The 26,864-nt window shown below is 42.8% G+C and carries 18 protein-coding genes; 2 read left to right on the forward strand and 16 right to left on the reverse strand.

Features of this window, described 5'->3' with window-relative positions:
• The 6 genes from HY063_10205 to HY063_10230 form a co-directional block, all read right to left on the reverse strand.
• The coding region (locus HY063_10205; GenBank protein ID MBI3502157.1) for a hypothetical protein at nt 1-537 on the reverse strand (537 nt) is incomplete at its 3' end.
• Between the two features lie 41 nt (nt 538-578).
• Nucleotides 579-2,672, reverse strand: a complete 2,094-nt coding sequence (locus tag HY063_10210) for a hypothetical protein (protein ID MBI3502158.1) — start codon at nt 2,670-2,672, stop codon at nt 579-581.
• A gap of 103 nt (nt 2,673-2,775) precedes the next feature.
• Nucleotides 2,776-4,098, reverse strand: a complete 1,323-nt coding sequence (locus tag HY063_10215; protein ID MBI3502159.1) for a serine hydrolase — start codon at nt 4,096-4,098, stop codon at nt 2,776-2,778.
• The gene (locus tag HY063_10220) at nt 4,095-5,309 is read right to left on the reverse strand and encodes a hypothetical protein (GenBank protein ID MBI3502160.1); all 1,215 of its coding nucleotides are present in this window, start codon (nt 5,307-5,309) and stop codon (nt 4,095-4,097) included. The genes HY063_10215 and HY063_10220 overlap by 4 nt, the downstream gene beginning before the upstream one ends.
• Before the next feature lie 55 nt (nt 5,310-5,364).
• Nucleotides 5,365-6,687 carry an amino acid permease gene (locus tag HY063_10225; protein ID MBI3502161.1) on the reverse strand — a complete coding sequence of 441 codons (1,323 nt, stop codon included), beginning with the start codon at nt 6,685-6,687 and terminating at the stop codon, nt 5,365-5,367.
• A gap of 112 nt (nt 6,688-6,799) precedes the next feature.
• Entirely contained in the window at nt 6,800-7,771 is a 972-nt protein-coding gene (locus HY063_10230) for a M23 family metallopeptidase (protein MBI3502162.1), read from the reverse strand.
• Nucleotides 7,772-7,928: 157 nt separating this feature from the next.
• Between HY063_10230 and alaS the strand changes: the two genes are divergently transcribed.
• Nucleotides 7,929-10,577, forward strand: a complete 2,649-nt coding sequence (gene alaS / locus HY063_10235) for an alanine--tRNA ligase (GenBank protein ID MBI3502163.1) — start codon at nt 7,929-7,931, stop codon at nt 10,575-10,577.
• Nucleotide 10,578: 1 nt separating this feature from the next.
• Here alaS and yidC read toward each other — a convergent pair whose 3' ends face one another.
• From yidC to HY063_10285, 10 genes are all read right to left on the reverse strand, one after another.
• Entirely contained in the window at nt 10,579-12,501 is a 1,923-nt protein-coding gene (yidC, locus tag HY063_10240; protein MBI3502164.1) for a membrane protein insertase YidC, read from the reverse strand.
• A 103-nt stretch (nt 12,502-12,604) separates the two neighbouring features.
• Entirely contained in the window at nt 12,605-13,060 is a 456-nt protein-coding gene (locus HY063_10245; GenBank protein MBI3502165.1) for a hypothetical protein, read from the reverse strand.
• Between the two features lie 7 nt (nt 13,061-13,067).
• Nucleotides 13,068-13,997, reverse strand: a complete 930-nt coding sequence (locus HY063_10250) for a hypothetical protein (GenBank protein ID MBI3502166.1) — start codon at nt 13,995-13,997, stop codon at nt 13,068-13,070.
• Nucleotides 13,998-14,083: 86 nt separating this feature from the next.
• The gene (gene polA / locus HY063_10255) at nt 14,084-16,885 is read right to left on the reverse strand and encodes a DNA polymerase I (GenBank protein ID MBI3502167.1); all 2,802 of its coding nucleotides are present in this window, start codon (nt 16,883-16,885) and stop codon (nt 14,084-14,086) included.
• A gap of 60 nt (nt 16,886-16,945) precedes the next feature.
• Nucleotides 16,946-17,590: a riboflavin synthase gene (locus tag HY063_10260; protein ID MBI3502168.1), complete on the reverse strand. Its 645-nt coding sequence runs from the start codon at nt 17,588-17,590 to the stop codon at nt 16,946-16,948.
• A 36-nt stretch (nt 17,591-17,626) separates the two neighbouring features.
• On the reverse strand, nt 17,627-20,380 hold the full coding sequence (locus HY063_10265) for a gliding motility-associated C-terminal domain-containing protein (protein ID MBI3502169.1): 2,754 nt from the start codon (nt 20,378-20,380) through the stop codon (nt 17,627-17,629).
• 169 nt (nt 20,381-20,549) lie between these two features.
• Complete coding sequence (locus HY063_10270; GenBank protein ID MBI3502170.1) at nt 20,550-20,795, reverse strand: hypothetical protein; 246 nt, start codon at nt 20,793-20,795, stop codon at nt 20,550-20,552.
• A 279-nt stretch (nt 20,796-21,074) separates the two neighbouring features.
• Complete coding sequence (locus HY063_10275) at nt 21,075-23,519, reverse strand: PKD domain-containing protein (GenBank protein ID MBI3502171.1); 2,445 nt, start codon at nt 23,517-23,519, stop codon at nt 21,075-21,077.
• Nucleotides 23,520-23,673: 154 nt separating this feature from the next.
• A complete protein-coding gene (locus tag HY063_10280; GenBank protein MBI3502172.1) occupies nt 23,674-24,045 on the reverse strand; it encodes a hypothetical protein in 372 nt (123 codons plus the stop codon).
• Between the two features lie 199 nt (nt 24,046-24,244).
• The gene (locus HY063_10285) at nt 24,245-25,375 is read right to left on the reverse strand and encodes a CofH family radical SAM protein (protein ID MBI3502173.1); all 1,131 of its coding nucleotides are present in this window, start codon (nt 25,373-25,375) and stop codon (nt 24,245-24,247) included.
• Nucleotides 25,376-25,415: 40 nt separating this feature from the next.
• On the opposite strand from HY063_10285, the gene HY063_10290 reads away from it, so the two are divergent.
• The gene (locus HY063_10290) at nt 25,416-26,852 is read left to right on the forward strand and encodes a leucyl aminopeptidase (protein MBI3502174.1); all 1,437 of its coding nucleotides are present in this window, start codon (nt 25,416-25,418) and stop codon (nt 26,850-26,852) included.
• The last annotated feature ends 12 nt before the right edge of the window (nt 26,853-26,864 follow it).

The following is a 26,864-nucleotide window of genomic DNA, read 5'->3' on the forward strand; positions in this document are numbered from 1 at the left end:
AACGCTGCTGGTATTATTATTCGCAACAACTGTGCTGTTCATATTACCATTTAATGCGCTTAACGACTGGCTGTTATTTACTACTGCCGTTCCCTGTATTACCGAATTGTAGAAAACTATCTGCGCTCCGTTTTGTGCTTTCAGTCCTTTGCCCACAGTTGTCTTCACCCCATTATGCGATTTGATAATTATTTTTGCTGCATTTACCGTAATATTTCCGCCAACGTTGGTGCCGCTTAACGTAACTGTGCCTGCTGTTACTTTAAGGTCTCCGGCAATAGGATGAGCCGCGTCATATAGAGTTCCTTCATCATCCGGTTCGAGAGGATCGGTGCTTCTTATGTCATCTATGTTGGCAAAATCGTATCCGCCCGAAGTGTCAACGGTCATGTTCACTTTATATCCCGCGGCTAGAGTAAGGCCTTTGGGATTTTTAAAATCAATGGTTGGTGTTCCCGGAATTTCATCTCTTCGCACTGTTCCCGGGTTGCCATTCGCTGTTGTATTGGTGGAAATAATTGTTCCTTTTTCTGCCATGATGTTTTAGGTTTTAAGTGGTTATTAATAATTGATACGATTTATTTTTCCGACTTCGCATCAATGCCCAAATGTAGTTTTATTTTTTCAATGTCGGTTTTGAATAAATTATTTTCCGCCTTCAGTTTTTCAATTTCCATTTTTTGAGAATCAAGTATTTTCTGCTGTGAATTTTGTGAAGACCAGTATGATTGCTGAATCAATGCCATTACATGCGGTTCTTTCAAACAATCTTTTTCTCCTTTGGCATCGGTATGTGTTGGGTAATGTTCTTCTCCGTCCACATAGGGATAATGCGTCATTGCATAGCCAATAATTTTTCCATCGGTGATTGCTTTTACGGCAACGCCCGGATGTTTTTCTGAAAGCGTAAGCGGGTCACCTGGAGAAATGTTTCCGTTCTCATCCGAAACCTTTACAAGCAACTGACCAAGCAGGGCAATATTTACAGATTTTTTATCGTACATGCGCTGTCCTTCCTGGTCATCATTATTTCTTGTGCCGTATTTTGAAACTACACCGAGCAGCATTTGCTCTTTTGAATTTGCCCGTTGCACCCCATTATCATTAACCGAACTTAAGGAAACAATTTCTCCTATCGCAAGAGTAGTATCAGATGTTTTGAAAAATTCAGAATAATCTCCAACTCCGCTGTTATTTACAAAATAATTTGTATTATTTGTTCTGTACCAAATCCGGTTGCTTCCATTAACAGAAGTGGCAATGCTTCCATTCGCGGTTCTTACGGGAACTGCTCCATTCCCATCGGTTATTTTTGTTTCACCATTCTGAACCCATAAGCCATAGTTTCCAACTGTGCTGTTTAAAGCATCGCCATACAAACCATAATTAAGTCCCGGAGTTGTCGCATACGATTTGCCATACACGCCAGTTTTTGATCCGGTTGATGAACCCGTGCTACCTGTGGCTTCACCCAAAACACCAAAAGCATTAATAGTAGAAATGCCTACATCGCCAAGAGCATAAACTCCCCTGAAGCCGCCTTCAAAATAACCGCCAATACCATAGCCGGCAGCATTCATGGAGTGCCCCCAAACTCCGTAGCCACTCAATGCAGTTGCATCCGTATTTTCACCATAAATTGCCCTGCTGCCTGCAACAGTTGTAGTAGAATGCAATTTATATAAAGGCGCAGTTGTTCCGATGCCTACATTGCCTGCATTTGTAATTCTCATTCTCTCGGTTAAAGTTGCAGAGGCATCGGGCGTGGTATAAAAAAGCATATCGGTGGGTAAATCGCCTGCACCACCCGAAGCAGCGCCTCTTATTGTTTGAATACGGGCTTGCCCTGTTGTTAAATCACTTGCACCAAAATCTAAATTAGCAAGTATATCATTGATGTTTGGGCTTTGTGTGGATTGCCGCAAAGCGATACTAGCCGGAATGCCTGCACCTGCAGTTGTATTTTGCACATCAAGGTCAGCAGTTCCGGTTGGAGGATTTAGAGCAGTAATCGCAACTTTTCCTTTTTCAAAATATCCAGCCCAGTTGCCTCCTGTTCCATACACTGCAAAATTATTTAGACCTGAGGTATGATAACCAAGATAGCCGGTTGCGGCAGTTCCTCCGGTTAAATCACCGCCAACTTCATAATAGGTAGTTCCAGCGTTGGAAGAATTTGTTGCAAAAATTCCTTTGTAGCTTGCGCTCGTTGAACTGATGTTGATTCCAAAATTGCCGCCTCCTCCTCCAACCAAACTCATTTTAATTCCGTTCTCTATTGTTCCATTAGTAAGAAAAGTTGTCAAATAATTTGCTGTGGGAGCAACAGTTCCAATCCCCACAATTCCGCTGCTTGCAGGAACAATCAAAGCATAATTGTTTGTTCCGCCTGTTGCAGAAAAATAACCTGCAATGTTTGTGGTGGAAGCGCCCGTAACTTCCGACCATATTCCATAGCCGGTTCCTGTAATTATTCCGCTGTTACTAATATGCAGACCTTTTGAACTGGCAGTTGTGCTGATTTGAAGAATCTCCAGCATGCTCAAAGTAGAATTGGCAGCGCCTGTGGTATTAATGCTGATGTTCTGCCCAATAGATTCTTCGACTCCGCTCAGAATGACAAAGCAGAAAAAAGAAATTATTAAAAAAAAATTTGAGCAACAATTTTTCATCAAAGAGGGGCTTAGACTAACACGTCAAATGTAAAAAATAATTCTGATTAAGCAAATGAGTTGCAATGCATTTTAGACGAACGAAGAAAAAGAAAAGACCAGTTCAGTACTTCAATTGAAATTCACTCAGGTCAGGAATATTTTCGCGCTTGCGTTTCTTTTCATACTCATAAATCGTTCTCCCCAGATTTGCCAGAAACGGAAAACCAATTTCGTTGTATTCATATTTTCCATCATTCAGAATTCCATCGCTGTTCACATAAATGGTGGCGGCAAGCATGAACTCAGTTTTATTTTCAAAGTCCACAATGTAGGCGGCATCCGAAAGAAATCCATGCGACTGCCCCACAATATTAAAAATGCGGATGTTTTTATTCGTAATGGAGTCCTTTGAATCGCCATAGAGAAAATATTTTTTATAACTGTCCCAATATTTTTTACTGTCGTATTTCGGAAAATCGCTCTCACGCGGATACATGGAAAGATATTTTCTGAGAAAAGAATAATCATCGCCCGTAAGTTTGAATCTCTTGTCTTCAGGAACGCTTGCGGGAAAAATTACGGAGAGAAGCATGTCGTGAACTTCCTGCAGGGTCATGCAGTTCAGATAGGTGAAGTCCTTCGGCTGATTCACCAATTTATTTTTGCTGTCCAGATATCCTTTCCCTATTTTTATTTCACCGAAAGGAGGAGGATATTTTTTTTCGCACACGAGCATCGGCTGGCGATAAATTTCTTTTCCGCTTTTGTCGTAAAAGATAAACGGATTGGTGTGGCGGGCAAGTTCGCCAAGACAATTCACATCAAACGAATGAGTGATGCGCGTGTTCGCATAACCCATTTCCTGCATCCGCCTGTTCAGAAATTCCATTCCGACAAATGAAAACATGCGGTTGTACGCCTCGTCATCGCTCGTGAGTAGCATGCGCTTGATAAAGTGCGCCACCGAAGGATAACCGTTTTCAGCAGTAGAATCAAATTCCATTTTTGTCTGGCACTTCCACGCGCTGTCAATTTTCAGGCGGGAAAATTTGTCAACGCCTTTCTCGCGGAGTGAATTTATTTTTTCAAGAGCAAGCGCAGCAGCCGGAAGTTTGACCATGCTTGCAGGATAAAAATAAGTTGCAGGGTCGAGATGAAAATTATATTGTGTGAAATGAGGAATATTTTTTTTATCCCTGTCAATCTGCGTATAAATAATCTGAACTTTATACTCTCCTGAGTTCTGAAAAACACTCTGGAATTTTTCCGGTTCGGCTTTCAGCAATTCTTCTATGAAATTTGAATCGGATATTTTTCTTGGAATATCTTTCTGCGATGAATCCTGAAATCTGCCATTAAGCAAAAGAAAAAACAAACAAGCGATGAAAAGAACACTTCGTAGTTCGTAGGTTCGTATTTTTTTCGTACTTCGATGGAGTTTCATTTCTTTTTCTTCTTCGACAGCATAAGGTTCGATTCGTTTTTATGCCATCTGTAGCCGATTCCAAACTCGAGCGACTTCACGTTTGTTTTATCCTGGTATGCTTTCACCAAATCTTCCTGCTTGTGCGCGCTGAACATGGGAATTGTTCCCGTGTATGTTCCGTAAAATTTATTATTCCAAATTGAATCTGAAAAAAACTTCAGTGGAATGCCTGAGTCATCCTGCAGCAGTAAATCACTTTGTTTCAAAATCAAACTTCTGATTACTGAAAAATAATTTTTATGCATGAGATAAGAAGCGGATTTAAGAAAAGTGGTTACCGTTCCAAGTTCATTCACGAATGAAACAAACTGCGGTGTTTTATTTTTCACTCCTGCATCGGATAAATCAACAGAGAAATAAAAAAGTATTCTTGGTTTTTCTTCTCCGGTTTTATGAAAAGTGATTTCCACTCCCTGCGTTTTTATAGAATCTGCCTCAGCATCGCTGTAAATTATTTTTCCGGATGGAGCAAGATAAATCATTTGAATATTCTCTATGAAATTTCCTGTGCGCACGAGAAACAATAACATGACAGGAATAGTTCCATTCACTTCTTTTTGTTCCAGGTCCTTTTTCATGCTGAGTGTTCTGAAAAAACTGAAATTCAAAATGGAGTTGAGCGAGCGCTCCACTTCATTCAAATATTTTTCCAATGAATCGCTGGAATTTTTTCTGATTACAGGAATTTTTCCTCTCGGCTCAAGCCCCACAAGAACCATGGTATCTGAATTCGGGAAAAATATTTCCGCATTCAAAAAATCCGGTCCGGAAAAAGGATAGAATAATGTGTGCGAAACCGAATCAGGAATCTCCTTCTTCGCCCATGCTGAAATTTTCTGAAGGCGCGTGCTGTCGTATTTCTGCCAGCGCGCTTCCATATTTTTTGAAAACTTCTGCCACTCTTTATCAACGAGCAAAGATGAATCCAATGTGGAATTTGAATCAGCAGGCATTCCCGCAATGAAACGGGCAATGTCATTGTATTTTCTCTCGTAGATTTTTTTCTTCTCCGTTTTTACCAAAGTATCTTTTGCAAAGGAATCTTTTTTTAGTTCTTTCTTTTGCTCGCAGGTTTTTTCATTTCCGCAATTTGAAAAGATAATTGCTGTTGTAAAAAATAAAATGAAAGGCCAACATGGGCTAAAGCCCATCTTGCTTGGGAATTTCATTAGCCCCGACCTTAAGGTCGGGGCTAATGAGCGAAGAAGAAACCGGGCTTTAGCCCTAGGCATTTTTCTCATCTGAAATTTTTTTATCTGCAAAATAAACAAGTAAGCCGATTGCCACAGTGGCAAATCCGGCAAGAGATTCTTTCTGCTTAAACATTAAGCCGTAAACAAGCAGCCAAGCACCGAACAATAAAAAAATAATTGGCGTTACGGGATAACCCCATGTTTTATAAGGGCGGAGCAAATCAGGTTTTTTAATTCTCAGCACAAATAATCCGAGCACAGAAAAAAATGTCATCAGGTTTAATGTAAATCCAATGTAAGTTATCACAGCGTCAAAAGTGGAAGTGAAAATAAAAAAAAGTGTGATGCAGCTCTGCGAGAGAATGGCGATGAACGGAATTCCGTTTTTATTTTTCATAGAGAAAAACCGAAACATGTGATGGTCTTCACCCATTACCTGCGAAACGCGGGGACCTGCGAGAATCATTCCGCTTACGGATGAAAGCAGCAGCATGGAAATTACTATCGCAATAATTTTTCCTCCGGTGGCTCCGAAAATTTTTGCAGCAGCGAGCGAGCCGATGTCCACCACCGGAAATCCATCCGCGTCTTTCATTTCATCCAGCGGAATGGTATAGAGAAAAACAAAATTCAGCAGCACATAGAGAAAAAGCACGAGCAATGTTCCGCTGAAGAGCGAGCGCGGAAGATTTTTCTGCGGTGATTCAATTTCTCCGGCAATATAGGTGGAAGCATTCCAACCGGAATACGCGAATGAAACAAAGAAAAGTGAAACACCGAATGCGGGACTGAAAATATCGTTTGCTGTGTTTCTTGTTGCAGAAAAACTTGCAGTTCCTGTTCTATGCGCCAGCACTCCGAAAAAAATAATTCCCAGAATCACCAGTACGTTTGTTGCCGTAAGAAAATTCTGAATTCCTCTTCCGGTTTTTAAATTACTGACATGAATGAGCGTAAGAAAAATTACAACTGCCGCTGCAACGTAAACCGGATTCATCTCCGGAAAAACCCGCGACAAATATTTTCCCAGCGCGATTGCCGATGCAGCAACAGGCGCGGCAAATCCAACCGTTGCCGAAACCCATCCGGAAAGAAATCCGACTGCCGGATGATAAATCCGCGAGAGAAAATTATATTCACCGCCCGAGCGCGGAAGCGCAGCGCCCAATTCTCCATAGCAGAGCGCGCCAGTGAGTGCGGCAATTCCTCCAATCACCCAAAGCAGCAACAACGCAAATCCTGAATGAAGTCCGGCCGCCTGAAATCCTAAACTGGTGAACACACCGGTTCCAATCATGTTCGCAATGACAATGGAAGTGGCAGTGAAAAAGCCAATATATTTTTTTGAATTCATTCGGGTACAGATAACGAAAGGATACTAATTTACAGAATTACGAATGGACTCAAATATTTTTGTATCCATTTGTAATTTCGCAAATCTGTAAATGATTAGTTATCTGTACCGATTAGTCGAACGATTGCGATGCGCGTGAAGAAAGTTCAATCATCTGCTGGTATTCTTCCGGAGAAAGGTCGTTGAAGAAATAATGAATGGGATTTACCTTCTCGCCATTTTTAATTACTTCGTAATGCACGTGCGGACCGGTGGAGCGGCCGGTGCTTCCCACATAGCCAATCAATTCTCCGCGCTTCACTTTTTGCCCGACATGCGCTGCCATGCGGCTCATGTGCCCGTACAAAGTTTTATATCCGAAACCGTGATTGATGATGACATGATTTCCGTATCCCTGCGCATCGGCATTTGCTTCTTCCACCACACCATCGCCTGTGGAATAAATTTCTGTTCCGGTGTTCGCAGTGAAATCAAGCCCCGGATGAAACTCGGAAGTTTTGTAAATGGGATCGGTTCTCCAGCCATAACCCGAAGGTTCATGTTTCAAATCTTTATTTGAAATTGGCTGAATGGCGGGAATCGAAGCGAGCATCTGCTCTTTGTTCTTCGCCATCTTCACCACTTCGTCAAATGATTTTGACTGGATGTAAAGTTGTTTTGAAAGTTGATCGAGTTTCTTTGTGCTCTCAACAACTAGTTTTGAATTTTCATAACCTTCCAATTCTTTGTATCTATCTACACCACCGAATCCTGCTTTGCGGATTTCATCGGCAATGGGATCAGCTTCAAAAATCATCCGGTAAATATTGTCATCGCGTTTTTGAATATCGCCTAACACAGTTTGAACTTGCCCGAGTTTTTTGTTGAGGATGTCATATTGATAGGTCATCCACTCAATTTCACGCTTCTGCATTTTTTCTTTGGGAGAATCGAAATAGGTGAAGGCGATGAAAACAGTTATGCCCGCAAACACAGTTCCAATGGCGAGATAAGAAAGTACGCGCAGAATAATTTTTCTCCAGCTGAATCCTACTTTTTCATAGGTCAGCGAGTGCGTATTAAATTTATACTTGATTTTAGACATCTTTCTTTATTTACTAATGTACGAATCTGTAAAAAGTATATGCAAAGGTAGATAAAAAATTTACTTTTGTCACACCGAGGAGATTATCAATTAACAGGATTGCCAACATATAACAATCGGTGTAATCTTGGAGTTAATATCGGTGTAATCAAATAAAATGAAATCGAGCAAAGTTAGAGAAAAGTTTTTAGAATATTTCCGGGGGAAAGACCACGAAATTGTTCCCTCCGCTCCGCTGGTGATTAAGAATGATCCCACGCTGATGTTCACCAACGCAGGCATGAATCAGTTCAAAGATTTATTTTTAGGAAATGCTCCCATAAAATTTCCGCGCGTTGCCGACACGCAAAAATGTTTGCGCGTTTCGGGCAAGCATAATGATTTGGAGGAAGTGGGTATTGACACCTATCATCACACGATGTTTGAAATGCTCGGCAACTGGAGTTTCGGAGATTATTTTAAGAAGGAAGCAATCAAATGGGCATACGAACTTCTCACGGGCGTTTATAAAATTTCTCCCGACAGAATGTATGTAACCGTTTTCGAAGGAAGTTCTGAGGAAAAAATTCCTTTAGACCAGGAAGCGTATGATAGCTGGAAAAATTATTTTCCTTCTTCACGAATACTAAACGGAAATAAAAAAGATAATTTCTGGGAGATGGGCGATACCGGACCATGCGGACCATGCTCTGAAATTCATGTTGACTTGCGCGATGACAAGGAAAGAAGTAAGGCAGATGGAAAAACGTTGGTGAACAAAGGAAATCCGCAGGTGATTGAAATCTGGAATTTGGTTTTCATCGAGTTCAATCGAAAAGCAGACGGCTCGCTCGAAAAACTTCCCGCGCGGCATGTGGATACCGGAATGGGATTCGAACGCTTGTGCATGGTTCTGCAGGGAAAAAAATCTACTTACGATACAGATGTTTTTCAACCCATCATTCGCAAAATCGAAGACCTCTGCGGCTTGCGCTACTCCGAACTCAAAACTCCCAACTCCGAACTAATTAACATTGGCATGCGTGTGATTGCTGATCACATTCGTGCGATTTCATTTGCGATTTCTGACGGGCAGCTTCCTTCCAACACCGGAGCCGGTTATGTGATAAGAAGAATTTTACGCAGGGCGGTTCGCTATGGTTATCAGTCGCTCGGAATCAAAGAGCCGTTTCTTTATCGTTTAGTTCCTGTGCTCGCAAATCAGATGGGAGATTTTTTTCCGGAAATAAATTCTCAGAAACTTTTTGTGGAAAAAGTAATCAAGGAAGAAGAAATTTCTTTCTTCCGCACGCTCGAACAGGGATTGAAAAAAATTGACAGTGTTTGCATATCAATTTCTAATTCGGGTAAAGAAAAAATTGTGGACGGAAAAACTATTTTTGAATTATACGATACTTATGGATTTCCGGTTGACCTCACTTCGCTTATCGCGCGGCAATATGGTTTGAGCATTGACGAAAAAGGTTTTGAAACGGAAATGGAAAAGCAGAAAGAGCGTTCAAGAAACGCAAATGTGATTGATACAGATGATTGGGTTGATGTGATAAGTGATGATACTTTTCATACAGGAGGATTTGTTGGTTATGATTCCTTGGAAACTCAAACCAGAATTATTAAATACAGAAAAGTTAAAAGTAAAGGCAAAGAACAATATCAAATTGTCCTCCACATGAATCCGTTTTATGCTGAGAGCGGAGGACAGGTTGGCGATACTGGAATCCTTGAATCAAGAGGAGAAAAAATAATTATTACTAATACAAAAAAAGAAAATGACTTATACATTCTAATTGCAGATAAAATGCCAACTGATGTTACAACATTGCTTATTGCTCGAGTTGACAAGCAAAAACGTTTGCTCACGATGAACAATCACACCGCTACGCATTTGCTTCATGCTTCGCTGAGAGAAATTTTAGGAAAGCACGTGGAACAGAAAGGTTCGCTTGTGAATGAGGAGCATTTACGCTTTGACTTTTCGCATTTTTCAAAAGTTACGGATGAAGAACTTGCAAAGATTGAAGCGCGCGTGAATGAAAAAATACGCGAGAATATTTCGCGCAATGTGGAAGTGATGGCGCTTGATAAAGCAAAACAATTGGGAGCAATGGCGCTCTTCGGAGAAAAATACGGAGATACTGTTCGCGTAGTAACATTTGATAAAAATTTTTCCATCGAACTCTGTGGAGGAACGCACGCGCTGAGCACCGGACAAATCGGTTATTTCAAAATTACTTCTGAGGGCGCGGTGGCTGCCGGCATCCGCAGGATTGAAGCGGTGACTGCGGTGAAGGCAGAAGAATTTATCAACCGCCAAATCGGAACGCTGAATCAGATTAAAGAACTGCTAAAAAATCCGAAAGATATTTTTAAAAGCATTGAGCAATTACAAAATGAAAATTCTGAACTGGCGCGGAAAGTTGAATCTGTTCTTCATGAAAAAGCAAAATTCGTTCAGGCAGAATTAATTTCTAAAGTGAAAAAGCAGAATGGAATTAATTTTATTACAGAAAAAATTGAACTCGATTCTTCCGAAGCAATTAAAACACTTTCCTTCGAACTGAAAAACAAAATAGAAAATCTTTTTCTCGTGCTTGGCGCGAACGTGAATGGCAAACCAAGTTTAACCGTAATGCTTTCCGATAATCTCGTGAAAGAAAAAAATCTTCATGCCGGAAACATTGTGAAGGAACTCGCTAAAGAAATTAACGGTGGCGGTGGCGGACAACCCTTCTACGCAACTGCAGGCGGAAACAATGCGGAGGGACTTGACAAAGCAATTAGCGCTGCTAAAAAATTTCTTTCGTAAACTATTTCACTCTTTTCTGCGAAGTGCCATTTCTGCTCTTCTGCACTTCTTCCAATCGCTTCTGTAATTTCTGCTGGAAAGAAGATTTTGGTTTTTCGGGTTTCTTCATGTGCTCGGCAATCTGCGCATGCAATTTTTTATCGTCCACCAGATATTTTCTGATTACCCACATCTGTAAAAAGCTGATTACGTTCGCAAGCGTGTAATAATAACTCAGCCCCGCAGAAAATTTATTGAGGAATGGAAGAAACATCACCGGCATAATGTACATCATGTATTTCATTCCGGGCATTTGCTGGTTTTGCGTGCTGCTCATCAGTTGGCTGTTCATCTGCGTATAAATTAAAGTGGTGATGGTGCAGAGCAGCGCCCACACGCTCACGTGGTCGCCATAAATAAAATCTATCACTGGCACATGCCCGAAATTCCAAATTGAATCGAACGAAGAAAAATCTTTCACCCACCAGAAACCGTGCTGGCGAAGTTCAATGGATGAAGGAAAAAACCGAACGAGCGCAATGAGAATGGGCATTTGCAGCAGTGCGGGAATGCATCCGGCAAGCGGGCTCACGCCTGCTTTTCTATAGAGCGCCATGGTTGCCTGCTGCTTTTTCATCGGGTCATCCTTGCCGAATTTTTTGTTTATCTCGTCAATTTCCGGTTTCAGAACTTTCATTTTTGCAGACGACACATAGGTTTTATAGGCAACCGGGAAAAGAAGAATTTTGAAAACTAAAGTAAGAGCGAGAATAATGAGCGCGTAACTCACATGAATCCCTTCAAGGAAATTAAAAATCGGAATTACCAGAAAACGATTTACCCAACCAAAAACTCCCCATCCCAGAGGAATCTGCCGCTCGAGTTCGAGCCCTTCAAATTGTTTCAGCGTTTGATAATGATTCGGTCCGAAATAAAATTTCATTCCGAAACTTTCATTCGGCTTGTGCGAATAAGGAATGGTGAGGTTTGCAGAAAAATCTTTTATATATTTCTCAGAAGTTTTTTCATTGCGCGAAGTCACATCCGCGCCCGACTTGTCAAAAAAATCGTCTGCGATAATCACCGAAGTAAAAAATTGCTGCTTGAACGCCACCCATTTTGTTTTTGCAGAAAGATTTTTTGTTTCGTCTTTCATCTCGCTGATGTAATCCGGGTCTTCATCCAGATATTTAAAATAAACTGTGGAAGCCGCCTGCTGATTTTTCAGGGTTTGTTCCTGCGAAGGAATTTTCATCGCCCAGTTCAAACTGAACTCATTCAGGTTGGAAGCCACCACATCCTGCATGCCGACAATATTTAATTTGCAACCGAGCAGGTAAGAATTTCCTGCGAGCGAGTATTCGTATTCAATATATTTTGCCTTGTCATTGTTTGCATACAAGCGCATGGAAATTTTTTTCGTTTCGCCTTCTTTCACTTCAAATGAAGTTCCGGTTGGCTGAAAAAATAAATCTAGCGTGTTGATGGTGCGGTTATGTTCGGTGTCGAATAAAATTCCGAAGGAAGAAGAATCCTTGTCAAATAATTCCAGCGCGGTGGAATCGAAGCGAAAATATTTTTTCAGAAGCACGGAAGAAATTCTTCCGCCTTTCTTTGAAATGGTTGCTTTGAGTTTTTCATTTTCAATTGTGAAAAATTGGTTCGAGTCATTTGCCGCAGAAGAAAAAACATCATACTTGTTTGCAAGGGCAGAATCAGAAATGGTTGATGGTTGATGGCTGATGGCTGATGTATCCTTGCCAACCGCCAACTGCCGACTGCCGACTGTATCTTGTGCCTTCTGCTTCTGAACCAACTCCAGCGAATCTTTTGTGTGCTTTTGTTTTTCTATTTGTTCCTTCGTTGGCGCGGCATACCACATCCATGCGAACATAATGGCGCAAATCAAACTGATGCCGATAAGAGTGTTTCTGTCTAAGCCCATTTTTATTAAAGACGAATTATACTTCCTGAAATTTTAGGATGGCAAAGATACTATTATATAGCAGTAAAAAAGGAATGCAGCGAAGCAAAGACAACTAAAATTTTTACTGCTTGAATCCAACCAGAATGGAAACACAGCCGCTGGGCACCAAGCCGGATGGGGCATCCGAATCGGGAACCATTACTTCGATGGTAAGCTGCTGGGTGGACTCAACCGAAAAATCCCAGTAATCTGATTTTCCCTGGTCTTTACTGCTGAAGAGTTGGGTTTTGCTTGCATCTTTCATTACAAACCAAACATCACCGAGCGTTTCCTGCGCGCCTACCATGATGCGGTAGGTTTGCCCGGAATAAAATGTGAGCGTAAGTTCAGCGTGGTCGCCTGAGAGAAGGACCGAACTGTTTATTTGCCCGTTGTGAATGAAAGGCGTTAGTTTTGGAATTTGTTTTTTCACAAATCCTTTACACTGTGCAAACCCTTCGACTTCGCTCAGGGTGACAAAGAGAAGCGCAGCAGCGCAAATCAAAATTATTCTTTTGGAGTTGAAAATATTTTTCATGCGATATTTAGTTTTTACCGGTAATGATTTTGTTTCTGATTTCAGCGGATTTGACAGTGAGTTTGTCCACCATATCAGGAGAAATTGAATAAGAAATTTTTCCTCCGATAGTAGTTACTTTGGTGGAAGGATTTGTTTTTACATCTGAGTTGGTTTTTGTTTCCATCTTCACCATATCAAAAATTTCTTTGAGCGATTTTACATCGGGCAGCACCGAAGCCACTCCTGCATCTTTTTCGTAGGTGCTGAGCAGTCCTACCACATTATCCATCGTTCCTTTTTGTTCTGCAATGCGGGTAACAATGTCCTGCGGATTTTTTGAGGTCTTCGCAAGCTGCGTTCCCAGATAAAGCGCTTCAATGAATCCGCCCGCAATTACAAGTGCAGAAGAACTTTCGCGCTGGCTTTCTTTCAGCATTTCATCGGTAGTCATGTAAGAACCGGAAATAATAGTCAGCAGCGAATCTTTTTTTCCTGAGTTTGCCTGCACGCGCTCAACGGTTTTTTCGTCAAACGCATTTCCTACTCCAAGCGACTCGGCAAGTTTGCGCGTGGCGGCAAGATAGAGAATGGATTCCTGCGTATTGTCATCAAACACGCTGGTATAACTCAGGTCAGCGCCATACACGCCAAGGTTCAGCGCCTTGCTCGTGTTGCTCATGTATTTTCCCGCATCGTTCGGATTGTTGAGCAAATCCTTATTATACTTTGCTCCGGCTTTCTGAATTAACTGCGCAAGTTCAATGGGGGAAGGAATGGCGTAAAAAATATTTTGCGCCTTGCTGGTGGTTTTGGTCATTCCTCCTGTGCTGCCCACGTCAGAGGTGTCGGTTTCTTCGCCTTCACCTTTTCCTTCGTTGCCTCCGCAACTGCTGAAGAAAGGAGAAAGAAAAGAAATTAAAATGCCGCCAAGAAATAATTTTTTCAAAACTTTCATGATGATTTGGTTAAATGAATAAAAGGTTTTTCATTGGAATTGCCAAAGATAAAAAAATATTCTATCAGCCAACTTGTTGATTATTTCTAATGGGCTGAGAGCCAGTCGGAGCCGGTGCCTGCTTCCACTTCAATGGGAACGGAAAGTTTCAGAGCATGTTTCATTTTGTCTTCCACGAGGGGTTTCACGTCTTCAATTTCATCTTTGTGAACATCAAAAACCAATTCATCGTGCACCTGCAAAATCATTTTCGATTTGAATTTTTTCTTTTGGAATTCTTTCTGGATGTTTATCATTGCAATCTTAATCATATCCGCAGCGCTGCCTTGAATAGGCGCGTTAATGGCATTGCGCTCCGCAAATCCGCGAACGGTGTGGTTGCTTGAATTAATGTCGCGTAAATATCTTCTTCTTCCTAAAATAGTTTCCACGTATCCTTTTTCTTTAGCGAGTTCAATGCTTTTATTCATGTACTCTTTTATTTTCGGATACTGCGCAAAATAAGTATCAATAATTCCTTTTGCTTCCGTGCGCGGAATATTCAGCCGCTGCGCCAATCCGAAAGCAGAAATTCCATAGATGATTCCGAAGTTCACCATCTTGGCATTGCGTCTCATATCTGAATTTACATTATCAATGGGAACATTATAAACTTTTGACGCGGTTGCCGAGTGAATATCGTTTCCGCTTTTGAACGCTTCAATCATATTTTCATCTTCGCTCAGCGCGGCAATCACGCGAAGTTCCACCTGCGAATAATCAGCAGAGAGCAAAGTGAAATTATTATTTCGCGGAACAAACGCTTTGCGGATTTCTCTTCCGCGTTCGGTGCGGATGGGAATGTTCTGAAGATTGGGATTGTCGGAACTTAATCTTCCGGTCACTGCCACAATTTGACTATATGTTGTATGAACTCTTCCCGTTCTTGGATTCACCAGTTCCGGAAGTGTATCCACATAGGTGTTTTTCAGTTTCTGCAGTTCGCGGTAATCAAGAATTTTATCTATGATAGGATGAGTGCCTTTTAATTTTTCCAGGATGTCTTCACTGGTTGCATGCTGGCCGGTTTTTGTTTTTTTGCTTTTCTCTGCAATCTTCAATTCTTCAAAAAGAATTTCCCCCACTTGCTTCGGAGAAGAAATATTAAATTCTTTTCCGGCAAGGGAATAAATTTCTTTTTCTGATTTCACAATATCATTTGCAAGTACGGATGATAATTCTTTCAGCGCGCTGATATCTATTTTTACTCCTTCCGATTCCATAGCGGACAGAACGGGAACGAGCGGCATCTCCACTTCCTCGAAAAGTTTTTTTGTTTCCGTTTCTTTCAGCATCGGCATAAATTTTTCTCCAAGCTGAAGAGTGATGTCTGCATCTTCCGCAGCGTATTCGCAAATTTGTTCTGTCGGAACAGCACGCATGCTGAGTTGCCCTTTCCCTTTTTTTCCTATGAGCGTTTCAATGGAAACGGGAGAATAGTGCAAATAGGTTTCGGCAAGAATGTTCATGTTGTGGCGCATGTCGGGCTGAATGAGGTAATGCGCTATCATCGTGTCGAAAAGTTTTCCTTTTATCTCTATGTCGTACCATTTCAGTACGGACATATCGTATTTAATATTCTGCCCGGACTTTTCTATTTTTTCATTTTCAAAAATTTCTTTGAACTCATTTACTATTGCTTGCGCTTCATTGTAATTTTCAGGAACCGGAATGTAATATGCTTCTGTCGGTTTGAATGAAAAAGATATTCCCACCAGTTCCACGTTGTGCGCATCTGTTCCGGTTGTTTCCGTATCAAAGCAAATAGATTTTTGTCTGGATAATTCCGCTATGAGTTTTTTTCTTTTCTCTTTGGTGTCAACCAAATGATACGTGTGCGGAATATCTTTTATCGTGGATAATATTTTTGTTGGCTCTTCGGTGAGAATTGTAGTAGTTGTTTCCGTTTTTATTTCTGAAACAACCGTTGTGCCGTTGGTTTTAGCTATAGAAACAGAGGATGTTTGCGCAACAAAAGTTTCTCCCAAAACTCTTTTCGCGATAGTGCGGAATTCAAGTTCATTAAAAATTTCGGAAAGCATTTCTTTATTTGGAGAAGAAATTATTAAATCCTCTTCATCCCATTTCACAGGAACTTCGCAATGAATGGTGGCGAGTTGTTTGGATAGCAATGCCTGCTGAGAAAAGTTCCTCACATTTTCCTGGAGTTTCCCTTTCAGCTTATCGGCATTTTTTATTACACCTTCCACGCTTCCGAATTCATTCACCAGTTTGATGGCGGTTTTTTCTCCCACGCCCGGAACTCCGGGAATATTATCTGCCGAATCGCCCATCAAACCTAAAATATCTTTCACCTGCGCCACATTTTTTATTTCCCATCGCTTGAGAATATCTTCTTCGCGCAACGTGGTCCAGCCGCTTTTGAATGCGGGCGGACGGAACATAAAAGTTTTATCACTCACCAGCTGTCCGAAATCTTTATCGGAAGTAACCATGTATGTTTCGTAGCCGTGTTTCTCCGCTTTTTTTGCAAGCGTGCCGATGACATCGTCCGCTTCAAACCCGTCACATTCCAGAACAGGAATTCCAAATCCTTCAAGAATTTTTTTTATGTACGGAACAGATGCAATAATATCTTCCGGTGTTGCCTGGCGGTGCGCTTTATATTCGGAATAGACAGTTTCACGTTCGGTTGGTGCATGCGTATCGAAAGCAACGGCAATGTGCGTGGGCTTTTCTTTATTCAGAAGCTCCAGCAAAATATTTGTGAAGCCAAAAATTGCGGATGTGTTTTGTCCTTTGGAAGTGACACGCGGAGATTTTACCAACGCATAATACGCGCGGTAGATGAGCGCCATTGCATCTAATAAAAAAAGTTTCTTGTTCATGAATTGTTATATGATTCTAATATACGAATTGTACTAATGATACAAATAAAACAAATGATACTAATAATGGAGGGAAGAAAAAGTTTTATGGATGTGCTTTGCGAGAATGTCAAACTCGATATTCACTTCATTGCCGACTTTCAGCGATTTGAAATTAGTGTGAGAAAAAGTGTGAGGGATGATGGCAACGGAAAAAGACAATGGTTTATGTTGAATGGTTGATGGTGGATGGTTAACAGCCACAACAGTTAATGAAACTCCGTTAATGCAAATGCTTCCTTTGTCAATAATTAAACTTTTGAATTTTGAATTTTGAATTTTGAATTGAAATAGCCAACTTCCTTTCTCTTTCTTAATTGATTTAACTTTCGCTGTTGTATCCACATGCCCCTGCACAAAATGCCCATCCACCCTGTCGCCAACTTTCAGCGGACGTTCTAAATTTATTTCATCGCCAACTTTTAATTTTCCGAGATTGGTTCTGGAGAGAGTTTCTTTTATTGCAGTAACCGAATAAATTCCCCTCTCCTTTTTAAGGAGAGAGGTTGGGGGTGAGGTCACGGTCAGGCACACTCCATTATGCGCCACGCTTTGTCCTTCTTTCAATTCATTTGCGAAAGAAGATTCAACGATGAACGTACTGTTTCCTTTTTCTTTTTTTATGGAAACAATTTTTCCAGGCGCTTCAATGATTCCTGTAAACATGCGTGACGAATGTACAAAAGAATTGCGCGGGGCTTCTTACTCGTGGCTCAGGATGGTAACATTTCCTTTCAGCGCGCGCGGAACAATTCCTTCGAGGCGGATGTCATTCACAATGCAGATGTAATAATACACGCCATCGGAGCAAAGTTTGTTTGTCTGCGAACTTTTTCCGTTCCACATGATTTCCGCGTCAGTGGTGTGGAATACTTCCGTGCCCCAGCGGTTGTAAATGCGGATGTCAATATCCTTTACATATTTATACGGATGCAGCGGAGTGAAATAATCGTTGGAGCCGTCCGCGTTGGGCGTGAACACATTCGGCAACTCGTAGTACGGGCAATTATCCACGCACACCACATTGCTGAACGCGCTTTGGTTTCCGAAGGAATCAACGGCAGTAACCGCATAGCATCCGGCAATGGAATTTAAACTATCGTGAAGGAAAGAAGTGATGCTGATGGTATGAATGGTATCGAGCACGGAATACTCTCCGTTCTGAACAGGCGTATAATAAATGATATAATAGATTGCATCGTTGCTGCAGGAGTTGTTCGGGTTGGTCCAGGTTAAAAGATTTTGCTGGAGAATGCAACTGGAATCAATGGCGAGCGCGGGCGGGCAGGGCGGAGTTTTATCTATTGCCGCGCAGCAAAGTTCCTGTGACCAATTAATCAATGGCGATGGAAGCGATGGGTCGGCATACGCGCCCGTGCTCCTCACTTTATAACAGTAAACGGTATCGTTGGCAAGTCCGGTGTCGGTAAAAGTTTGCAGCGTGGTAGTAGTGGCAATGGAATCCCAGTTGCCGGTGAAATGATTTTTGCGGAACACATCGTATTGTGAATTGAGCCACGGCACCTGCTCGTTCCATGTAATTTGAATTTGATTATCGCTGGGATTGCAGGAAAGAAAAACCGAAGATGCTTTCTGCGCCTGGCATGGGTTGGTAGTAGTTCCATAATGAAAATCCACACGGTAAGTATATCCCGAAGCGGAAGTGCCAAGCGGGGTGTCGGTATAAGTGGTGTCAAGCGCGGCAAAAGAATTATTGGTGAAAGAAGCAATGAGAGCGGAAGGCGTGCAGTTGCCTGCGCAGCGGTATAAATTAATGGTGAATGGCGGGCCATTAAGCGTATCAATTCCTCCGAGCGCAGTATCGGTGAGCGGCTTCAGCCATTTAATAAACATGCTTCCGTTTGCTCCTGTGCTTATCACGCTCACGTTAGTCATAATCGGAACATCCCGCCTGAGTTCGTTGCAGGCAGGAGCCGAAGCATAACTTTCTGCGCCATCGCTGTAATAGGCAACCACACGGTAGGCGTAAATAATTCCATGCGTGAGCCCGTTCCCGTTGTTGTTGTCGGTGTAAGAAGTAATGCTCTTGCCCACGGTGGCAATGAGCGAATAGCCCCACGCTGCCGGAACGCTCGTTTGGCAATAGCCGGGCACGTTGGAATCGCAGCCAATGGCGCGGTAAATTTTATATCCCTTAAAAACATTGCCGGTGGTTTGGCTGCAGAGGGCGGCATCCCATTTCAAATTCATTTCGGAGCAATGAGGGGAAGCGGAAAGGTTTTTCGGAGCGGGCGCAATCACGGTTATGTTAAACGATGCGAACGCAGAAAGAGGCATGGGCGGACTATCGGGCAGCCCGTCATCGGTGGTTTTGAGCGTAACGGTATAGGGAGAACTTCTCACTTCTTTGCAATCGGGTTTCCAGGAGAAAGTGCCGGTGGCAACAGGCGTATTCAATCCCGTAACTGAAAAAGTGGCTGCGGGAGTGAGCGTGAAGGGGTTTCCGGCAGCCGTAAAAAGCGTTATGTTGTGTCCATCGGGGTCGGTGGCGGTAACGGTGAGCGTGAGAGAGGTGTTGGCTTCAATGCAGGTATCGTGCGCTGAAATCACAGGCGGGTCGTTGGCGCAATCGCAAACGGTTACCTGCATATCTCTGCGCACGGTGCCTGCGAGCGCATAACTTCCGTCCCCAATTTTTCTCCACTGCTCAATGTCAATGGCAAAGTTCCATTCATCGCAATCGGGGTCGTTTTGCGGAAAGGGAGGAACATTCCAGATAAAATCTCCGGTAAGCGCATTCACCGAAACACCGGAAGGAAGCCAGTAGCCGGAAATGGGCAGGTTGGCATCTTCGTAGCACACTCCGAGTTTATAGGATAAACTATCATTGTCAGGGTCTACTGCGCCCGGGTTGTGAATGAATAATTTTCCTGCGCAGGCGCGGTCAATGGGGCAGTAGTTGAGAACGGGCGATGAGTTGCAGCCGATGAAAGGATTTATGATTAACGTATCCTGTATGCTGAAAGGGGTTTTTACCTGATTGCCGGGAATATTTATGATGCCGTTGTTGCGGTTGGGGTCGGTCATGGAAATAATATAAGCACCAGGACCGGGATACGTATGCGTAATGGTGTAAACATTTTTTTTCACATCAATGCTTTGCAGGTTCACCCCGCAGGCAGTTGACCATTCGCCCATGTGATGCGTGGAGCAGGGATTGCCATTGCCACCGCAATTTGCTGTCCAGGGGTCGGAAGTGGGGTCGCCCGGTTCATAGTTGGCGCGGCAAACGGTATAGTGTGCGGTATCGTCTCCAAAGTTAATCATGAGAGAGCAGCGGTCTGCCGCGTTGCTGCTGCCTTTGGTGTAGGTGGTGATGGTGATGGAATACGTGAGCCCGCCAAGGCAGGTATAGGTGATTTCTCCTGCGCGCTCATGCGTTGCATGAGAGAAGAAAGGGAAAAGAATTAAAAGTATGAGCGCTGTTTTTTTCATTGCTTACTGCTGCACCAGAAACTTTCCCGAGAAAATATTTTTTCCGCGTGAATATGCCTTTAACAAATATATGCCATATTTTTCACGAGCAAAGAATAATGCAACAAAAATAGTGCTAATTCAATGAAGCGCCAAGCAATAATTGAAAAATATTTCTTTTACTCCGCCTTCATTTCGTGCCGGTGAGGTTTAACTTCGAAGCATAACTCTGAATTTTCTTGTGCAAATTCTTAACCCAAACAATGCGCGCGCCTTTTTTATGAGGCACAAAATCCTTTTTCTTTTTATGCGTTTGTTTGGTTGCTTTTTTCTTTACTCTCATGGCAGTAATATCAGTAATCATATTGTTGCAAACGCTGTCCCAAAGATGAAAATTGCTGTTTTTAGCGCGAAAATCGGCATAGTGGATATTCACAGAACATTTTGAAGGTCTTCAAATACTATTTGTAGCGCTGCAAATATTATTTGGAGAACTCACCGATTATTTTGAAGTACCGCAAAATATATTTGAAGTACTGCAAACTTATTCTGAAGCGCTGCAAATACTATTTGCAGTACTCACCGATTATTCTGAAGAACTGCAAACTATATTCGAAGCGCTGCAAACTTATTTTGAAGCACTGCAAATAAATTGGTAAGTGCGGTAACTGCCGCGGTTGGCGCGGTAATTATCAATTGCCGCGCGAAGCAAATCTTATTCGGAAGCGCTGATAATAATTTTCTTTGTACTGATTCCCTGCTCCGTTGCCACTTTCAGGAAATAAATTCCGCTCGCTACGCTCAGGTTTACGGTTTCCTGTTTCCGGTTAACGGTTAACGAATACACTTTTTCTCCAAACACATTATAAATCTCTATCCTCTCAATATTCAGATTTAAACTTTGAACCGTGAACTTTCCCTCAGCAGGGTTGGGATAAATTTCAATATTCTCTTTTGCCTCCATTGCATAAACACTTGTTAAAGGACCCACAGTAAGAACAACTGTGTCGGTTAAAACGGGCGCGTTAAAATCAAACACAATGGCTGCGTGGTTTTTAATTTTTGTTCCGCCCGGATTATTCGGCTTCTGAAGAATCTGAAACTTAATAAAGCCATGACTTGCCAGTTCATTGGTGGTGCTGTCGGGAAGATTAATATTGCTGAATGTCCATGCCGCCACTCCATTTCCGAACGATTGAAAGATGTACGGATGGCTGCTTATTCCGCTGATAATGGATGCAGCATTCAAATGTGTATCTATTGTATCATACACCACAATATTCCATGCAGTATCATTTCCCGTATTCTGAAACCCGATGGTGTAAAACACCGTGTCCGTTTTAAGAATGGTTGCCGTGGTAATTGCAACTTTGTTGGTAGTGGTGGTTGCCAACTTCTCATTCGGGTCACTCGAACCTATGATGGTATGCACATCTTCCGAATTATTATTTGTCAAATCGCAATCGCCTGCGTAAGGAGTTGTTTGCGCATGAACGGTGAGTGTATCTCCAAGCGTTGAATTGCACGAAACCGAATCAGTAACCGTAAAAGAAACCAGTTGGCCGGCTGCCATGGTTCCAAGATTCCATGTGTAAAGTGTTCCGGAAAAACTGCTCCACGGAAGCGTGCTGCTGAGCGGAATAATCCTGCCAAGCGGGTTGTCAAAATCTATGGTAAGCACAGCGCCTGCTACATTTATTGTTCCATAATTTGCGCATTGCACAGCATACTTATTCTTCAAACATCTTCGCTGAGAAGTTGTGGCAATATTCACACCCAAATCGGCACAGGAAACAGTCGGCTGCATTCCAAAGTTTAAACCATTAACGAAGTTTAATACATTCACAGAAGCCGAATAATAAGAAGGGGAAACAGGGCAGTTCTGAGACCAGTAATTTTTAGGAACCAAACTTATCGTATAATTCCCGGGAGAAACTGCAATGCTGTAATCGCCATTGGAATTAGTGGAGCCGGAATAAATAATTTGCGAAGAAGTTTCCTGCGCCTGCACCGTCCAGTTGCCAAGCGGATTATCACCGGGGTCTTTTATGCAGTTGGCATTGGCATCGGAAAAGGCAGCACCTTGAAGATAATTACATGCGCCAATTTTTACCATGCTGCAAAACGTGCAGGTATCATTATAACTTGCCCTGATGGCAGAAAGGCAAACCGAATAAGTGCCGTTACCCGTAATGTAAGTATGAACAGGCCATTGACCTGTTCCTGTATTTCCATCCCCAAAGTTCCAAAGCCATTGAGAAACCGGGTACGAACAATATGCATTAAAATAAATTGTGTTTGGCTGCAATGAATCTATGCCATAATTAAAGTTAAGCGAACAAGGCGGATTGCTCCCACCGGTAATCACAATAGTGTTGCAATCTGTTTTTCCGCATCCACCGGAACTATCCCAATACGTCAGGCAGGCGGAATAAGTTCCATTGTATTGATACGTATGCACAGGATTCTGAACCGAAGAATTATTGCCATCGCCAAACTGCCAATCATAATTAGGAATGCTTGCTCCCGAACACGTGCCGGTAAATGAAACTGTAGTCACATTAGTGGTATGCGTAACCGCCACATTCAGTTTTTGCGCGCAGGGAGTAGAGTTAATGGTATCGCAGAAAGAACACGTGTCGCCCGAAATAGTTACCGTGCTGAGGCAAACGGAATACGTGGCGTTAACAGAATAGGAGTGAGAGGGGCTCTGCAGCGTGGACGTATTTCCATCGCCAAAGTTCCAGAACCAACTCACGCTGTAAGACGAATTGTTATAGAAATAAACATAGGGCTGCACAGAGTCAACATTGGCAGTAAAGGTGGCATTGCACGGAGCATGCGGGGCATTTACAATCTGCACCGTATCGCAAACGGTGCTGTTGCAGGTCTGCGGAAAAGAATCGGAAATGGTTAAACAAACTGTATAAGTGGTGGCGTATTGATACGTGTGTGGCGCAGGATTGCCGGAGTTATCATAATAGCCATCGCCAAACGTCCACAAATGCCCGATGGAAGTGCTGTAAGTAGAAGCATCGGTAACTGAAACCGTGGCGGCATTCACCGTATGCGTATAAGCCGCCTGGCATTGCGCAAAAGAAATGCAGCGCGCAAGGATTAATAAAGATAAGGCGAAAAGAAAGCGTAAAGAATTTTTCATGTGAAGTTTTGGTTTAGAATATTTTTCAAAGTAACAAAAAATTATTCACGCAGGCAATGATAATCGTCATTGAATCTTGCCCGTTCATTAACCGGAGTAAATAAAAAATAGGTAGAATCTTTTCTTTTAAGAAATCGGTGTAATCTCAGTATGCTCAGTAAATCTTAATCGTCTTGCTCACCTGGTGCCCGGCTTCAAGTTTCACTAATCCGCCACCGCTGTTTAATCCCAGCACGGCAGGAGGCGTAACATCTGCCTGCAGAATGGCAGGAAGTTTAAAGGTAAAATTAGCAGTGCCTGAAGCATCGGTAGCGCCCGTTTGGTCTTGTATCTGCAAGTTTCCGTTGGTGCCTGGCGGAGGATACATGTGTATGGTTGCGCCCGGCACAGGAACCGAAGTGGTTCCGTTAACAATATTTATCACCACATCGCAGTCCTTGTTCTTCTTGCACGAAACAATAACCACTGCAGTAATGGAAGCGCAACAAACAAAGGCAAAAAATAATTTATGGAAAATGTTTTTCATCGTTCCAAGGATTAAAGCACGGCAAAGGTAAATATTAGTTGCAATTAACCAAAAATAAATAAATGGCCGCCCCCCGCCCTGAAAGGAGCTGTTTTTTTTTTCAAGATAAGATTGTTAACAGGAGAAATTTTATGAATGGTTAAATGGCTGGATGGTTATATGGTTGAGCCATGTAGCCATATAACAATTTAACCATCTTTCAGTAATTCACCGCCTGCTCTTCAATTTCCGCGGGAAGTTTTCGGAATTCATATTGCTGATTTCGTAACTGCGGAATAAATCCTGCTTCGCGGATGGCATCCTGAATTGTTTTATACGTGAAGCGGTGCGGAGCGCCTGCCGCGCTCACCACATTTTCTTCGAGCATGATGCTGCCGAAATCATTCGCGCCCGCGTGCAGGCAGAGTTGCGCAATTTCTTTTCCCACCGTGAGCCAGCTCGCCTGAATGTTGTGGATGTTCGGCAGCATAATGCGGCTCAGTGCAATCATGCGGATGTATTCTTCGCCTGTGGTTAAATTTTTTACTCCGCGCACTTCGGCAAGCAATGTATCCACATCCTGAAACGTCCACGGAATGAAAGCGAGAAAACCTTTTGCGTGTTTTGGTTTTTCGTTTTGCACTTCTCTGAGCCAAACCAGATGTTCGAAGCGCTCGTAAATAGTTTCCACATGCCCGAACATCATGGTGGCGGAAGTGGTAATATTTAATTTATGTGCCGCACGCATCACATCGAGCCATTCTTTTCCTCCGCACTTGCCGTTGGAAATCAACCTGCGCACGCGGTCGTTTAATATTTCTGCTCCTGCTCCGGGAAGAGAATCCAATCCGGCATCCACGAGCGCTTTCAACACTTCGGTGTGAGTAGATTTTTCCAGTTTGGTAATGTGCGCCACTTCGGGCGGACCGAGCGAATGCAATTTCAACTGCGGGTATAATTTTTTCAGCGAGGAAAATAAACCGGTATAAAATTTTAATCCGAGTTCAGGATGATGCCCGCCCTGCAGCAGCAACTGGTCGCCACCCCAGCGAAAGGTTTCTTCAATTTTCTTTTTGTAAGTTTCAATATCTGTAATATAACTTTCGGGATGGCCCGGAATGCGGTAGAAGTTGCAGAACTTGCAGTTGGCAATGCACACGTTGGTGGTGTTCACATTGCGGTCAATCTGCCAGGTAACAATATGCTCGCTTCCCTGCTTCTGAATTTTTCGCAGTTCATTCGCCACGTACATGAGTTCGGAAAGAGGCGCGATCTCAAAAAGAAAAACTCCTTCTTCAATGGAAAGAAAATCAAAGTTCAATGCGCGTTTCAGTAAAGAATCAATATTCATTTTTTATATACATTTACCTTCTCTCAAAAATAAGAATTATATGACCTCCATTAAAAAATCACCCGCGCCTTCTGAAAATGAAAATGTAGTGGCGCTATGCAAAAAGAATTCCAACTTTTCTTCCTTCGGGCTTTCACCGGCAGAAATTTCCTACGTGAAAAATGAATTTGAGAAGAAGGATAAAAAAATGGTGGTGCTCAATCAACTCAGGCGCATAATTATTCTTCAACTGCTGGAGAAAAAAGCAAAAGAACACCAAACCCTCGAAGCGCTGCGCAAAGCGGGAGATAAGATTTCTTCTTACCTGAACGAAAACAAAAAAGAAGCAGTGGTGATTGCAGATGGAGTGAACGATGGCAAAGCAACGCTCGCACTTGCCGAAGGAATTGCGCTGGGCAATTATCAGTTCATTAAATACAAAACCAAAGAAGTTGAAAAGGAAAAACATTCGCTTGCAACCATTTTCATCCATTCGAAAAAAGTTTCTCTGAAAGATATTGAGCAGTTGCAAATAGTGCTGGATTCGGTAATGGAAGCGCGCTCGCTGGTGAACGAACCCGTGAGCACGCTCAATGCAAATGCGCTTGCCAAAGAATTTCAGCGCCTCGGCAAAGAAGCGGGATTCAAAGTAACCGTGTTCGAGAAAACAAAAATAGAAGCGCACCGCATGGGCGGATTGCTCGCGGTGAACCAGGGAAGCATTGACCCGCCCACCTTCACCATCATGGAATGGAAACCCGCGCGCGTGAAAAATAAAAAACCCGTTGTGCTCGTGGGAAAAGGAGTAGTGTACGATACAGGCGGATTAAGTTTGAAGCCCACGCCCAACTCGATGGATTACATGAAGTGCGACATGGCGGGTTCTGCCGCGGTGGGCTGCACTATGTACGCCATTGCAAAAGCAAAACTTCCCGTGCACGTGATTGGATTGGTTCCCGCAACGGATAATCGTCCCGGAGGAAATGCATACGCACCGGGCGATATAATAAATATGTATGACGGGCAAAAAGTGGAAATGCTCAATGCTGATGCCGAAGGCAGAATGATTCTTGCCGATGCGCTCGCGTGGGCGAAGCAATATAATCCTGAATTAGTGATTGACCTTGCCACGCTCACAGGCGCTGCTGCTGCGGCTGTCGGAACTTTTGGAATGGTGGCAATGGGCACCGCCAGCGAAGCGCAGAAAAATAAACTGAAGGCAAGCGGAAATAACGTGCATGAGCGCCTGGCGGAATTTCCCTTCTGGGAAGAATACGATGACCTTATTAAATCTGACATTGCCGATATGAAAAACATTGGAGGACCGCACGGAGGAGCGATTACTGCCGGAAAATTTCTCGCGCGCTTCACTTCTTATCCGTGGATTCATTTAGATATTGCCGGTCCTGCTTTTCTTCCCTCGAGAGATTCTTACAGGGGAAAAGGCGGAACAGGAACGGGAGTGAGGTTGCTGTTTGACTTCCTGAAGAATTATTGAGTGAGAGAGTTG

Source organism: Bacteroidota bacterium (genome assembly GCA_016195025.1).
Classification (GTDB): domain Bacteria; phylum Bacteroidota; class Bacteroidia; order Palsa-948; family Palsa-948; genus Palsa-948.